General features: G+C 40.8%; 14 protein-coding genes and 1 tRNA gene. All 15 read left to right on the top strand.

The features are described 5' to 3' along the window. On the top strand, positions 1-131 hold a 131-nt coding region (locus P9L98_01115; GenBank protein MDP8215907.1), incomplete at its 5' end, for an elongation factor Tu. 6 nt (positions 132-137) lie between these two features. Then, positions 138-290 (top strand): 50S ribosomal protein L33, encoded by a 153-nt coding sequence (rpmG, locus tag P9L98_01110; GenBank protein ID MDP8215906.1) that lies wholly within the window; start codon positions 138-140, stop codon positions 288-290. A 40-nt stretch (positions 291-330) separates the two neighbouring features. Next, positions 331-405: transfer RNA gene (locus P9L98_01105), tRNA-Trp, on the top strand. A gap of 62 nt (positions 406-467) precedes the next feature. Next, complete coding sequence (secE, locus tag P9L98_01100) at positions 468-653, top strand: preprotein translocase subunit SecE (GenBank protein ID MDP8215905.1); 186 nt, start codon at positions 468-470, stop codon at positions 651-653. A gap of 1 nt (position 654) precedes the next feature. Next, a complete protein-coding gene (gene nusG / locus P9L98_01095; protein MDP8215904.1) occupies positions 655-1,179 on the top strand; it encodes a transcription termination/antitermination protein NusG in 525 nt (174 codons plus the stop codon). A 2-nt stretch (positions 1,180-1,181) separates the two neighbouring features. Further along, a complete protein-coding gene (rplK, locus tag P9L98_01090) occupies positions 1,182-1,613 on the top strand; it encodes a 50S ribosomal protein L11 (protein ID MDP8215903.1) in 432 nt (143 codons plus the stop codon). Position 1,614: 1 nt separating this feature from the next. After that, a complete protein-coding gene (gene rplA / locus P9L98_01085) occupies positions 1,615-2,310 on the top strand; it encodes a 50S ribosomal protein L1 (protein ID MDP8215902.1) in 696 nt (231 codons plus the stop codon). Further along, positions 2,307-2,831 carry a 50S ribosomal protein L10 gene (gene rplJ / locus P9L98_01080; protein MDP8215901.1) on the top strand — a complete coding sequence of 175 codons (525 nt, stop codon included), beginning with the start codon at positions 2,307-2,309 and terminating at the stop codon, positions 2,829-2,831. The genes rplA and rplJ overlap by 4 nt, the downstream gene beginning before the upstream one ends. A gap of 157 nt (positions 2,832-2,988) precedes the next feature. Further along, entirely contained in the window at positions 2,989-3,375 is a 387-nt protein-coding gene (gene rplL / locus P9L98_01075) for a 50S ribosomal protein L7/L12 (GenBank protein ID MDP8215900.1), read from the top strand. Positions 3,376-3,425: 50 nt separating this feature from the next. Next, positions 3,426-7,172, top strand: coding sequence for a DNA-directed RNA polymerase subunit beta (gene rpoB / locus P9L98_01070; GenBank protein ID MDP8215899.1), 3,747 nt, complete (start codon positions 3,426-3,428; stop codon positions 7,170-7,172). Further along, entirely contained in the window at positions 7,165-11,136 is a 3,972-nt protein-coding gene (gene rpoC / locus P9L98_01065) for a DNA-directed RNA polymerase subunit beta' (GenBank protein ID MDP8215898.1), read from the top strand. The genes rpoB and rpoC overlap by 8 nt, the downstream gene beginning before the upstream one ends. Before the next feature lie 2 nt (positions 11,137-11,138). Beyond that, positions 11,139-11,513 carry a 30S ribosomal protein S12 gene (gene rpsL / locus P9L98_01060; protein ID MDP8215897.1) on the top strand — a complete coding sequence of 125 codons (375 nt, stop codon included), beginning with the start codon at positions 11,139-11,141 and terminating at the stop codon, positions 11,511-11,513. A 27-nt stretch (positions 11,514-11,540) separates the two neighbouring features. Beyond that, positions 11,541-12,020, top strand: coding sequence for a 30S ribosomal protein S7 (gene rpsG, locus P9L98_01055; GenBank protein ID MDP8215896.1), 480 nt, complete (start codon positions 11,541-11,543; stop codon positions 12,018-12,020). A 53-nt stretch (positions 12,021-12,073) separates the two neighbouring features. Continuing rightward, complete coding sequence (gene fusA / locus P9L98_01050) at positions 12,074-14,137, top strand: elongation factor G (protein MDP8215895.1); 2,064 nt, start codon at positions 12,074-12,076, stop codon at positions 14,135-14,137. A 19-nt stretch (positions 14,138-14,156) separates the two neighbouring features. Continuing rightward, positions 14,157-14,263: GTP-binding protein (locus P9L98_01045; protein MDP8215894.1), on the top strand; the 107-nt coding region annotated here is incomplete at its 3' end.

Below are 14,263 nucleotides of genomic sequence, written 5' to 3'. Positions count from 1 at the left end.
TGCCCGGTGATAATGTTGAATTTGTAATAGAGTTAATCAAGCCCGTAGCACTTGAGAAGGAACTGCGTTTTGCTATCCGTGAAGGCGGTAGAACGGTAGGTGCCGGGGTTGTTTCTGAAATTATAGAGTAGAAAAAAATGCCAAGCGAAAAAGTTACTTTAGCCTGCGGTGACTGTAAAGATAGAAACTACATTACTGCTAAAAATAAGAGAAATAATCCGGACAGATTAGCGATAAAAAAATATTGTAAGAAGTGCAGAAAGCATACTCTGCATAAAGAGACTAAATGATGCAGCTATCGGTCGAGGTTTGCTGATTGATAGCTAAAGAAGGCCTGTAGCTCCAATTGGCTAGAGCGCCGGACTCCAAATCCGGATGTTGGGGGTTCGACTCCCTCCAGGCCTGTAAATTATGCGGGCAGCTATAACGGTTGCTGCTTGTTTTTTGTAAAGAGTTAAGGAGAGAATATGTTCGGCAAGGTAAAGAGTTTTTTCGGCAGCATAGTGGTGGAGATGAAGAAAGTCTCCTGGTCGTCGAGAAGCGAACTTATTGCGGCAACAGTGGTAACATTTGTCTTTGTCGCTATTTTAACTATCTACGTTGGAGCGATAGACCTTTTAATGTCTAAGCTAATAGGTTTTTTATTGAAATAATATGGAGTGGTATATAGTACAGACTCAGACAGGGCAGGAGTACAAAGTAAAACAGATACTCGAGAGTTCTATTGAACAGGAGAGTCTCAGAGAGAAGATAGCAGAGGTTTTTGTTCCGACGGAAAAAGTTACCGAGGTAAAGAGCGGGAAGAAGAAAGTATCTGAAAGAAAGTTTTACCCCGGCTATCTCTTGGTTCAGATGGAGATGGTAGATGAAGCCTGGCTTTTAATAAAAAGAACTCCCGGGGTTATACGATTTTTAAGTTCTGGAGATAAGGCTGTTCCCTTAAGCGAGGATGATGTTTCAAAGATTCGTCAGCAGTCTGAGGAGCGCATTGAACAGCCCAGACCCAAAGTTATATTTGAGCTTGAAGAAGTAGTAAGAGTAATCGAAGGTCCTTTTACTAATTTTAACGGTAAGATTGAAGAGGTAAGCGTGGAGAAAGGTAAAGTTAAAGTGCTGCTTACAATTTTTGGAAGACAGACTCCTGTAGAACTGGAATTCTGGCAAGTAGAAAGGATGTAGAGATGGCTAAGAAACCTGTAATAGTGAAGATTAAATTGTATTGTCCTGCAGGTCAGGCAAACCCGTCTCCCCCCGTGGGTCCGGCTTTAGGTCAGCATGGGGTAAATATAATGGAGTTCTGTAAGGCTTTCAACGATAAGACGAAAGATAAGCCTGGGTTGCTGCTTCCTGTGGAAATAGATGTCTATGATGATAGAAGTTTTTCGTTTATAGTTAAGCAGCCGCCGGCATCTGTCTTATTAAAGCAAGCTTGCGGTCTGGCTAAAGGATCTGGAGAGCCCAACAAAGAGAAAGTTGGGACCGTTACAAAGAAAAAGGTTAAAGAGATTGCCCAGGAGAAGATGGTGGATTTGAATGCGGATAATATAGAGGCTGCCATGAGAATAATAGAAGGTACAGCAAGAAGTATGGGTATAGATATAGTTGAGGAATAAAATGGTCAAGATTACAAAAAAACAGAAGAGTATCAAAGATTCCGTTGACCTGCAAAAAGAGTATAGCATTGAAGAGGCTATTGAGACTCTTCAAGGTATGCCTAAAGCTAAGTTCGATGAGACAGTCGAAGTCTCTTGTAAATTAAATGTCGATCCTAAAAAGAGCGATCAGATGGTCAGAGGTTCGGTTGTTTTGCCAAGCGGTTTGGGTAAAGAAGTAAGAGTGCTGGTCTTCTGTAAGGGTGAAAAAGAGAGGGGGGCAAAAGATGCTGGAGCAGATTATGTCGGAGGTGAGGATCTGGTTGAGAAGATAAAATCCGGTTGGATGGATTTTGATGTTGCGATAGCTGCACCTGATATGATGCGGGAAGTCGGTAAGATAGGAAAGATGCTTGGACCTCGCGGGCTCATGCCTTCCCCCAAAAACGGTACTGTTACTGATCAGTTAGCTAAGGTTATAAAAGAGTCCAAAGCCGGTAAGTTAGATTATAGAATGGATAAGACCGGAACTATAAATGTTGGGCTTGGCAAGGTTTCGTTTCCCAAGGATGAGTTAGCCCGGAATATAGACTCTTTTCTGGAATCACTTTTAGGTGTAAAGCCGGCATCCAGCAAGGGGCAGTTTTTAAAAAGAGTCATTCTATCTACTACAATGAGCCCGGGGTTAACCATAGCTCTTTCGGAGGTTCAAAAATGAAGATAGGTCAGTACACAAGACAGCTTATAATGGATAAGTATAAGAGTAAAATAAAAGATTCCGAATATATATTTTTTACTAATTTTAAGGGCATATCTGCTGATGGGATGAAAGATATCAGATCTCAGCTCAGAAAACATTCTGCAGGTGTGGTCGTTGTAAACAACTCTCTTTTTAAACGTGCGCTTGAAGATATTAAGATGAATATGCTCTTAGAACATGTAGATGGCGAGGTAGCTGTTATCTACGGTAAAGATGAGCCGATAGCTATTACTAAAGTAATCCAAGATTTGAAAAAAGGAAATGAGAGTTTTTTTGTTAAAGCAGGATATCTGGAAGATAGATTATTAAAACCTGAAGAGGTTAAAGAGCTTGCCTCTATTCCTTCCAGAGAGGTTTTATATGGGCAGGTTGTGAATCTAATGAAGTCCCCGCTTAGCAGCCTGGTCTCTGTCCTTAAAGGTAATATACAATCTTTAATAAATGTTATAAAGGGAATAAAAGAGAAAAAAGAATCTTAATACTAAGGAGAAGGAGGTATTCAAAATGGTGGAAAAGGAAGAACAAGAGACTGAAGTGAAAGAAGAACAGGTTGAGCAAGAAGAGCCTAAAGAGGAACAGAAGGAAGAGAGAGTTGAAAAGAGAGCTGAGAAGAAAGTTGAAAAGAAGAAAGATCCTATAGCTGGTTTGGGTAAGAAAGAGAAGAAGATTGTCGAGTCTATAGAGTCTCTCTCTGTTATGGAGCTTTCAGCGCTTGTAAAAGCACTTGAAGAGAAGTTCGGTGTCTCAGCTGCAATGCCTATTATGGCAGGACCGATGGTTGCAGGTACTGGAGCGGCAGAGGCAGAAGAGAAGTCTACTTTTGATGTTGTATTAGCAGAGATAGGTTCTAACAAGATTCAGGTTATCAAGGAGGTTAGGGCTGTATCCAATCTCGGATTAAAAGAAGCCAAAGATCTTGTAGAGGCTGCTCCTAAACCTGTTGTGACCGGGATTAAAAAAGAAGAGGCTGAAGAGATCAAAGGAAAACTGGAAGCAGTGGGAGCGAAGGTAGAATTAAAATAGCATTATAACTCTCTTAGGTTTAAATAAAACTAATATAAGGAGTGATGTAAATGGCTAAAAGGCGCAGTGTTGTTAAAATAAAATCGCCGGTAGAAGTCCCCAATCTTTTAGATCTGCAGCTTAAGCCTTTTCACGATTTTCTGCAGGAAGATGTAGCTAAAACGAAGAGAAAGCATTGGGGGTTAGAGGCGGTATTAAAAGAGACATTTCCCATCGAGAGTGTAGATGGTGCTGCTACCTTAGAGTATGTCTATTATACAATTGGTAAACCCAAATACACTCTGGATGAATGCAAGAGAAAGGATTTTACTTACTCTGTTCCTCTGCGTGTAAAATTGCGCCTTAGAACACCAACTGAAGTTAGAGAGCAGGAGGTATTCCTCTGCGACCTTCCTTATATGAGCCCTCAGGGTACTTTTGTTATGAATGGCGATGAGAGGGTTGTTGTAACCCAGATGCATCGTTCTTCAGGGGTTAGCTTTGAAGAGAGTTCGCAGCTTTATGGTAAGGTCTCTTATCGTGCTAGGATAGTTCCTTATTACGGTAGCTGGTTGGAATTTGAATTTGACCAGTCTAAGGTTTTAAATGTCTATATAGATAGAAGAAGAAAGTTTCCTGTTTCGGTCTTACTCAGAGCTTTTGGTTATTCAAGCGATGAGGATATCTTGAAAATATTTGGTGGAACAGAGAGTTTAAAGATTAACAAACGTTCTGATCTCAAAAATGTTGAAGAGAGAGTTCTCGCAGAGGATATTGTTGATTCCGAGAATAAGCAGATATTATTTGAGAAGTACCAGCTTATAACCAAAACCGATGTTTCGAGATTGGAGAAGTTAAATCTTAAGCAGATTAAGCTGGTCAAGGAAGAGGTTGCTGAAATAGTAAATACGCTTAAGAAAGATGCTACTATTTCTAAAGAGGAAGCATTAATAGAGATCTTTCGTAAGATGCAGCCTGGTAACCCTGCGACGATTGAAAATGCCGAAGGTTATTTCCAGAGACTCTTTTTAAATCCCAAGCGTTATGATTTACAACGTGTAGGCAGGTTTATAATAAACAGAAAGCTTGGAATGAAGGTATCTCTTGATAAGCGTATCTTAGATAAAGAGACTGTTGTTAAGGTCATTGATTATATGCTGAAGCTACGTAAGGGAGAGGGTGAACCCGATGACATAGATCATCTCGGTAATCGAAGGATAAGAACAGTTGGCGAGCTCTTACAGGAGCAGTTCAGAATAGGTCTTTTAAGAATAGAGCGGGTATCGCGCGAAAGAATGGCAGTTTATGATATGGAGTCTTTAATGCCTCACCATCTTGTAAATTCTAAACTGATATCTGCATTGATCAGAGATTTCTTTGGTCGGGGCAGTCTCTCTCAATTTATGGATCAGACTAATCCTCTGGCTGAGTTGACTCATAGAAGACGTTTAAGTGCTTTAGGTCCCGGAGGCTTAGATAGGGAGCGTGCTGGTTTTGAGGTCCGCGACGTTCACTATTCTCATTATGGTAGAGTCTGCCCTATAGAGACTCCTGAAGGTCCTAATATCGGCCTCATTACTTCTCTCGCTCTATATGCTCGAATCAATGAATTTGGTTTTATAGAGACTCCTTATAGAAAGGTAAAGAATAAGAATGTTTCAAATGAAATTAAGTATCTTACTGCCGATGAGGAGGATAAATATGTTATTGCTCAGGCCAATGCGAAACTGGATGAAGGCAGCCGTTTTATAGATAAAGAGATCTTCTGCCGTTATAAGGACGGATTTATTAAGGCAGGCCCGTCTGAGGTTGAGTATATGGATGTTGCTCCTCAGCAGATTGTGGGTTCTTCAACCGGATTGATACCATTTTTAGAGCATGATGATGCCAACCGTGCTCTTATGGGTGCTAATATGATGAGGCAGGCTGTTCCACTTATGATTACGGAGTCGCCGCTTGTCGGTACGGGGTTTGAAAAAAAGGCTGTCGAAGATTCAGGAACTCTTGTTCTGGCTGAAAAAGATGGTACTGTTCGCTATGTTGATTCTGAACATATAACAGTAGGAGCCAACGAATACAACCTGACTAAGTTTGGGCGTACCAATGCCGATACATGTGTAAACCAGAGACCTCTGATTAAGATTGGGGATAAGGTTAAAGCTGGCGATGTCTTGGCTGATGGTGCCGCAACTGACGATGGAGAGCTTTCTTTAGGCAGGAATATACTTGTTGCTTTTATGCCCTGGCGTGGATATAACTTTGAAGACGCTATTATCTTGAGCGAGAGACTTGTTAAAGACGATGTTTTTTCTTCTATTCACATCGAAGAGTTTGAAGTTGAAGCTAGGGAGACAAAGCTGGGGCCTGAAGAGATTACCCGGGATATTCCCAATGTTAGCGAAGAGATATTAAGGAATCTTGATAATAATGGTGTTGTGAGGATCGGGGCCGAGGTAAAGCCGTCGGATATACTTATTGGTAAGATATCTCCTAAGACCGAATCAGAACTTACCCCTGAAGAGAAACTGCTGCGTGCTATATTCGGCGAGAAAGCCGGGGATGTCAGGGATACATCTTTAAAAGTTCCGCCAGGTGTATTCGGTGTTGTTATAAATATCGAGGTCTTTACGCGTAAAGAGGGAGCTACTTTAAGCAAGGAAGAGAAAAGTAGAGAGCTTAAAGAGATAAAGGCTTTAAGAAAAGAGCATGAAGCCAAGGTAAGTCAGCTTAAAAAAGAGAAACTCAGCAGATTGTCGCAACTCCTTCTCGGCGAGAAACTGAGTGCGCCTTTACACGATATAGAGACAAATAAGGTTTTAGTAAGCGATGGCGTTTTGATAAAGGATAAAGATATAAAGAGACTTGGTCACTGCGATCTTGACGTTGTTAAGTTAATAGACAGCGACTCCAAGGAAGATGAGATTTTCAGAGTCCTCAAACTCTACGATGACCAGATTGAGGAAGTATTATACGAGATGGATGCAAGGATACATAGAGTTAAAAAGGGTGATGAACTTCCACCCGGAGTCTTAAAGAAGATTGTAATTCACGTGGCGAGTAAAAGAAAGATTGTAGCGGGAGATAAGATGGCCGGAAGGCATGGTAATAAAGGTGTCATCTCTAAAATAGTACATGAGGAGGATATGCCTTATCTGCCTGACGGTACGCCTGTGGATATAGTATTGAATCCTTTAGGAGTACCGTCTCGTATGAATATAGGCCAGCTATTAGAGACCCATCTCGGTTGGGCTGCAAAGAAGCTGGGTTTTAAGATTGCTACGCCTGTATTTGCGGGTATATCGGAAGATGAGATCAAAGATTTTCTCAAAGAAGCCGGGTTGCCGGAAGATGGGAAGATCACCCTCTATGATGGAATGAGCGGTGAACCTTTTGACCAGAATGTTACAGTAGGATATATATATATGATGAAGTTATCTCATATGGTAGACGATAAAATTCATGCCAGGTCTATAGGTCCTTACTCTCTCGTTACCCAGCAGCCTTTGGGTGGAAAAGCCCAATTCGGAGGCCAGAGATTTGGAGAGATGGAAGTATGGGCCCTGGAAGCATACGGTGCCGCCTACACTCTCCAGGAGATGCTTACCGTTAAGAGTGATGATGTTCAGGGCAGGACCAAGATATATGAATCTATAGTCAAAGGCGAAAGTTCTTTTCAGCATGGGACTCCGGAATCGCTAAACGTCCTTTTGAGAGAACTCCAGGGTCTGGCGCTGGATGTTAGAATAGTCAAGGATAAAGATATAAAAGGGGCTAAAACAATAAAAGTAAAGAAAAAAGGGAGGGCAAAAAATGTATAAACAGCCTGACCAGTTTGATTATATAAGCATAAAGATAGCTTCACCGGAGGTTATAAGGAGTTGGTCTCATGGGGAGGTAAAGAAACCTGAGACCATAAATTATAGAACTTTTAAGCCTGAGAAAAGCGGGTTATTTTGCGAGAGAATATTCGGTCCTAGCCGTGATTTTGAATGTTACTGCGGTAAATATAAAAGGGTTAAGTATAAGGGCGTTATCTGTGACAGGTGCGGCGTTGAAGTTACTCATTCCAGAGTAAGACGTGAGAGGATGGGTCATATTGATCTTGCAACCTCTGTTGTCCATGTCTGGTTCTGGAAAGTTTTACCTTCCCGAATAGGTACGCTGTTGGATATGACGATAAGAGAGCTTGAAAGGGTCATCTATTATGAGGAGTATGTTGTTATCGATCCTGGTGAGGTACCTCTTAAGAAAAAAGAGCTTTTGACTGAAGCAAAACTTCAAGAGTTGCGTGTTAAGTACGGTAATAAGTTTAAGGCTGGTATGGGTGCTGAGGCTATAAAAGAATTAATTCAGGAATTGGATTTGGCAAAAATCTCTAAAGATATAAAGAAGAAATTAGCCGGGATACCGGTTGAAAAAATACCAAAAAAACATATTAAAAGATTAAAGGTTGTAGAAGAGCTTAAGCGTTCTGCTAACGATCCGGAATGGATGATCTTAAATGTGCTTCCTGTAATCCCTCCTGATTTAAGACCTCTTGTTCCTCTTGAGGGTGGAAGGTTTGCTACTAGCGATTTAAATGATTTATATCGCCGTGTAATAAATAGAAATAATAGATTAAAAAAATTGATAGAGTTAAAAGCTCCTGAGATCATAGTAAGAAACGAAAAAAGAATGCTTCAGGAGTCGGTAGATGCTCTTTTTGAAAACGGTAGACATGGTAGGGCTGTTATGGGGCATGGTAACAGGCCTTTAAAGTCTCTCTCTGATATGTTAAAAGGTAAACAGGGGCGGTTCCGTCAAAACCTTTTGGGCAAGAGAGTCGATTATTCAGGAAGAAGTGTTATCGTTGTCGGTCCTGAGCTTAAGATATATGAATGCGGGCTTCCAAAGATTATGGCGCTGGAGCTTTTTGAACCTTTTATCTTAAGAAAGTTAAGAGAGAGAGGCCACGTCCATACCATTAAGAGTGCTAGAAAACTTATCGAGAAGACTACTGAAGAAGTCTGGGAGATTTTGGAGGATGTTATAAGAGACCATCCTGTCTTATTGAATAGAGCTCCAACCTTACATCGTCTTGGTATTCAGGCATTTCAGCCTAAACTTATAGAAGGGAAGGCTATCCAGATCCATCCCTTAGTCTGCACACCATTTAACGCGGACTTTGACGGAGATCAGATGGCTGTCCATGTACCGCTTTCAATAGAGGCTCAGATGGAATCACGCCTTCTTATGTTGGCATCAAACAATCTCTTCTCGCCTTCACACGGCGGTCCGTTAATATCTCCGACGCAAGATATTGTTTTAGGTCTGTACTATATGACCAAATCCAAGGATGGAGAGTTGGGTGAAGGAAAAACATTTGCTAATATGGGTGAGGTTATATATGCCTACAACGATTATGAGATCTCTCTCCATGCCAAGATAAAGGTAAGGTTAGACGGCGATCTGATAGATACAACAGTTGGAAGAGTTCTCTTTAATGGTATCTTACCTCCCGAAGCGCCCTATGTTAATGCTCTTTTAAATAAGGGTAAGGTATCTGAGATAGTCAAGGATGTTTATAAGATTTGCGGGCATCATGAAGCAGTGAAGCTCTTAGACCGCATGAAGAAAATGGGTTTTGAGCATTCTACAGTTGCGGGTATATCAATGTCTGTAGCCGATCTGAAAATACCCGATTTAAAAGAGGATATTATCAAAAAAGCAAGAACTCAAGTTGCCGGAGTTGAGAGTGAGTATAAGAAGGGTTTTATAACAGACGGTGAGCGTAATAATAAAGTGATAGATATTTGGACCCATGCAACAGATAGCATTGAAGACGAGACATTTAAAGAGATGGCAGAGTTTAATCCGCCGTTTATGATGGCTGATTCTGGTGCAAGAGGGTCGCGGCAGCAGATAAGACAACTCTGTGGTATGAGAGGTTTAATGGCTAAGCCATCAGGTGAAATCATAGAACATCCTATTGTAGCTAATTTTAGGGAGGGACTTTCGGTTCTGGAATATTTTATATCTACCCATGGTGCTAGAAAAGGTCTGGCTGATACGGCTCTTAAGACAGCCGATGCCGGATATTTAACCAGAAGACTCGTAGACGTTGCTCAGGATGTGCTGGTATCAGAAGAAGATTGCGGTACCGTTAACGGTATATTTGTCTCTGCTATAATCGAAGGCGACGAAGTCGTCGTGTCTTTGAGAGAGAGAATAATTGGCAGAATCGCTTGTGATAACATAGTTGATATTGTAACGGATAGTATAATCGTTAAAGCTGAAGAGATTATTGATGCAGTCAGGGCTTCAAGAATAGAAGAGCTGGGTATTGAAAAGATAAAGATAAGGAGTGTTCTGACTTGCGAAACTAAGAACGGAATTTGCAGGTTATGTTATGGATTAAATCTTTCAACAGGTAAGTTGGCTGAACTGGGTGAAGCTGTTGGTGTTGTTGCAGCACAGTCTATCGGAGAGCCTGGTACTCAGCTTACTATGAGAACTTTCCATATTGGAGGTACTGCTACAAGAGTAATTGAACAGTCTCAAGTTCAGTCTCGTTACTCAGGTTTTGTTAAGTACCATAGTTTGAAGTTCGCAGAGAAAGGGGATTATTGTATTATTTTGAATAGAAACGGTCAGATAAGTATTAACGATGAGACCGGAAGAGAGCTGGAGCGCTTTGCTCTTCCTCAGGGTTCTCTGCTTAAGTTTAAAGATGAAGCAGTAATTAAAAAGGGAGAGGTTTTCGCGGAGTGGGACCCTTATACCTCCCCCATCTTAACCGAGATTTCTGGTGTTGTTAAATACGAAGACGTAGAGTTAGAGCATACCGTAAAAGAAGAATATGATGAGGTTAGCGGTCATACAAGACTTGTTGTTGTTGAGTACAAAGGAGATTACCATCCTCAGGTGCTTGTCTTGAATGAAGATGAGACTGAGGTTCTTGGTTTTTATCCTCTGCCTCCGGGGGCGATCATTCTTGTTAAAGATGGAGCCAAGGTTTCATCTGGCGATATCCTGGCTAAGACTGCAAGAAAATTAGTTAAGACTCGCGATATTACAGGTGGTCTGCCGAGAGTTGCCGAGCTTTTTGAAGCTAGAAAACCTAAGAATCCCGCCATTGTCTCTGAGATAGACGGAATCGTTGAGTTTGGTCCTTTCAAAAAAGGGCAGAGGCAGATTATAGTTAAGTCTGAGACTGGAATGGTTAAAGAGTATAATATTCCGCATGGAAAACATTTAAATGTATATAGAGGCGACCATGTAGAAGCCGGAACAGCTTTGACTGATGGGCCATTGGTTTTACAGGATATTCTTAACGTTTGCGGAGAAAAGAAATTACAAGAGTATCTGGTAAATGAGATTCAGGAAGTCTACCGCCTTCAGGGTGTTAAGATAAATGATAAACATATTGAGGCGATAATAAAACAGATGATAAGAAAGGTAAAGATAGAAGACCCCGGAGATACAAGCTTTCTCTATGGTCAGGAAGTTGATAAGTTTATATTCCGGGAGGAGAACGAGAGAGTGATTGGCAAAAAAAGTAAGCCTGCCAAGGGTAAGCTTATCTTGCAAGGAATAACCAAGGCATCACTGACTACAGAGAGTTGGGTATCATCTGCAAGTTTCCAGGAGACTACACGTGTACTGACTGATGCAGCCTCTGCAGGCAGGTCGGATAGTTTAAAAGGATTAAAAGAGAACGTTATAGTGGGTCATTTAATACCCGCCGGCACAGGTTATAAAAACCATAGAGAGATAGAATTAATTAAGAATAAGGAGGCATAAGAATGCCTACAGTTCAGCAGTTGATAAGATTGGGCAGAAAGAAAAAACGTAAAAAGACTAAATCTCCGGCATTGAAGAATTGTCCGCAGAGGCGCGGTGTCTGTGTTCAGGTTAGAACTATGACACCTAAAAAGCCTAACTCAGCTTTGAGAAAGGTTGCCAGGGTACGTCTTACAACAGGAATAGAGGTAACTTCTTACATTCCCGGAGAGGGACATAATCTTCAGGAGCACTCCATAGTCTTAGTGAGAGGCGGAAGAGTGAAGGATTTACCCGGCGTCAGGTATCATATAGTAAGAGGTACCCTTGATGCTGGAGGTGTTGAGAGTAGAATGAAATCCAGGTCTAAGTACGGTACTAAGAGACCTAAGAAATAATATATTATCGGGAGGTAGATAGAAGAGATGAGAAGAAGAAGAGCTGAGAAAAGAAAAATCACCCATGATCCCGTATATAATAGTGTTTTGGTTCAAAAGATGATTAACTTGATGATCTGGGATGGTAAGAAGGTTGTCTCTGAAAATATAATATATGGCGCTTTCGATATTATAAAAAAGAAGCTCAATAAAAATACAGATGCAGAGGTTCTTGAAGTTGTTCAAAAGTCTATTGAAAATGTCAGGCCGAGGGTTGAAGTTAGGGCTAGGCGTGTTGGCGGTGCTACTTTCCAGGTTCCTATTGAGGTTCCTGAAAGAAGAGCGCTCTCTCTTGCGTTGCGCTGGATAAGAGAGGCTACAAGATCAAAGAAAGGTAAGTCAATGAGGGAGAGGCTTGCTCAAGAGCTTTTGGATGCTTATCGTGGTGAAGGTGCTGCTGCTAAGAAGAGAGAGGATACTCATAGGATGGCGGAGGCAAATAGAGCTTTTGCACATTATAGGTGGTAATAGAAAAAGATTTGCAAGTTGAGACAATAAAAAATGGTATTAGTGCAAATAAAATGAAGACTGAGATAAAAAAGATTAGAAATATCGGTATTATTGCACATATTGACGCTGGTAAGACTACAACGACAGAGAGGATGCTTTATTATTCCGGTAAGTCTTACAAGTTAGGCGAGGTTCATGAAGGTACTGCTGTTATGGATTGGATGAAACAGGAGAGAGAGAGGGGTATTACTATCACTGCAGCTTGTACAACTATTATTTGGCATGACAAGAGAATTAATATAATAGATACTCCGGGACATGTTGACTTTACTGCTGAAGTTGAGAGGTCTTTAAAAATTTTAGATTCAGCTGTTGTTGTTTTTTGTGCCGTAGACGGAGTAGAGGCTCAGTCAGAGGCTGTCTGGAGGCAGGCTGAGAGATATAAAGTACCCAGAATTGCCTATATAAACAAAATGGATAGAGTTGGAGCTAATTTCTATAATTGCGTAGCTGACATGAAGAGAAAACTTGATACTAATCCTCTGCTCTTACAGGTTCCTATTGGCAGCGAAGCTGACTATAAGGGTATGGTGGATTTAATAGAGATGAAAGCTATAGTATATAGTGATGATACGGGGCAGAAATATGAATATGAAGAGATCCCCGAAGATCTTATCTCCAAGGTAAATAAGTATAGAGAGAAGATGCTGGAGAAGTTAGCAGAGTTTGATGATGAATTACTTGATAAATATGTTCATGGCGGGGATGTTGACACAAAGAAGATAAAAGAAGTTATCAGGAGAGCAACTATTTTAAATAAGGTTGTACCTGTTCTCTGCGGTTCCTCTTTTAAGAATAAAGGTGTACAGTTTCTACTAGAATCTGTCTGTGACTATATGCCATCGCCTCTGGATGTACCCCCTATCTGCGGTATTAATCCAAATACCGGAGAAGAAGAGAGAAGAGAGGTTAAGAACGGAGTTCCTTTTGCTGGATTATGCTTCAAGATAATAACTGATCCATTTGTTGGAAAACTTAGTTATGTACGTGTTTATTCAGGAGGCATTAAGAGCGGTTCATATATACATAATGTAAATAAAGAAAAAAAAGAGAGAGTTACAAAGCTGTTGCGGATGCATGCAGATAAAAAAGAGCCTTTGGATTCTGTTGAGGCAGGAGATATAGTTGCAATTGTAGGCTTAAAAAATACTTTAACAGGCGATACTTTAGCCGATGAGAACCATCCGATAGTTTTAGAGAGCATGCAATTCCCTGATCCGGTCATATCTTTGGCTGTTGAGCCTAAGACAAAAGTTGACCAGGACAAACTCTCTAATGGGTTGTTTAAATTATCAGAGGAAGACCCGACGTTTAAAATTTATTATGATGAAGAGACGGGGCAGACCATCATATCCGGTATGGGAGAATTACATCTTGAGATAATACTGGATAGATTGGCAAGAGAGTTTAATGTTGGTACCCATGTAGGAAAACCTCAGGTTGCCTACAAAGAGACAATAACAGATGAAGCCGTTGTTGAAGGTAAGTTTGTGCAGCAGACAGGTGGCCGTGGTCAGTACGGACATGTCAAGATATCTTTAAAGCCTGCCGAAAAAGGATCCGGGATAACAGTAAATGATAAAATTAAAGGCGGGGCTATTCCTAGAGATTATATCTCAGCTGTTAAAAGAGGTATCCATTCTAGTTCTGAGTCTGGTGTTTTAGGCGGTTTTCCTGTTATAGATTTAGAGGTGGATATAATAGATGGCAGTTACCATGAAGTTGATTCTTCAGAGCTTGCTTTTAAGATGGCTGCCAGCATGGGGTTTCAGGAAGGCTTGAAGCGTGCGAAGTCAGTATTACTTGAACCTATAATGGATTTGGAAGTATTTATACCCAATGATTATTTGGGTGATGTTATAGGAGATATAAGTTCTAGGCGCGGTGATATTAAGAGTATGATTGACAGGGCAAATATAAAATTAATAAGAGCGTTTGTCCCCTTGTCAGAGCTCTTCGGATATGCTACAATTATCCGCTCATTAACACAGGGAAGAGCAACGTTTGTTATGCAGCCTTCTCATTATGATGTTGTACCAAAAAATATAGCAGAGAAAATAGTTGGAGGATTTTAATTTTATCAGGAGGTGAAAGATGGCTAAAGAGAAGTTTGAACGGACAAAGCCGCATGTAAATATTGGAACAATAGGACACGTTGATCACGGTAAGACAACGTTAACATCAGCTATAACATCTATTCT

Source organism: Candidatus Kaelpia imicola (genome assembly GCA_030765505.1).
Lineage (GTDB): Bacteria > Omnitrophota > Gorgyraeia > Kaelpiales > Kaelpiaceae > Kaelpia > Kaelpia imicola.
The sequence above is the reverse complement of the archived record's forward strand: the minus strand, read 5'-3'. Positions and strand labels throughout refer to the sequence as shown.

Coding starts and splice junctions, on each gene's coding strand:
- rpmG (MDP8215906.1), top strand. CDS start 138: ATGCCAAGCGAAAAAGTTACTTTAGCCTGCGGTGACTGTAAAGATAGA.
- secE (MDP8215905.1), top strand. CDS start 468: ATGTTCGGCAAGGTAAAGAGTTTTTTCGGCAGCATAGTGGTGGAGATG.
- nusG (MDP8215904.1), top strand. CDS start 655: ATGGAGTGGTATATAGTACAGACTCAGACAGGGCAGGAGTACAAAGTA.
- rplK (MDP8215903.1), top strand. CDS start 1,182: ATGGCTAAGAAACCTGTAATAGTGAAGATTAAATTGTATTGTCCTGCA.
- rplA (MDP8215902.1), top strand. CDS start 1,615: ATGGTCAAGATTACAAAAAAACAGAAGAGTATCAAAGATTCCGTTGAC.
- rplJ (MDP8215901.1), top strand. CDS start 2,307: ATGAAGATAGGTCAGTACACAAGACAGCTTATAATGGATAAGTATAAG.
- rpoB (MDP8215899.1), top strand. CDS start 3,426: ATGGCTAAAAGGCGCAGTGTTGTTAAAATAAAATCGCCGGTAGAAGTC.
- rpoC (MDP8215898.1), top strand. CDS start 7,165: ATGTATAAACAGCCTGACCAGTTTGATTATATAAGCATAAAGATAGCT.
- rpsL (MDP8215897.1), top strand. CDS start 11,139: ATGCCTACAGTTCAGCAGTTGATAAGATTGGGCAGAAAGAAAAAACGT.
- rpsG (MDP8215896.1), top strand. CDS start 11,541: ATGAGAAGAAGAAGAGCTGAGAAAAGAAAAATCACCCATGATCCCGTA.
- fusA (MDP8215895.1), top strand. CDS start 12,074: ATGAAGACTGAGATAAAAAAGATTAGAAATATCGGTATTATTGCACAT.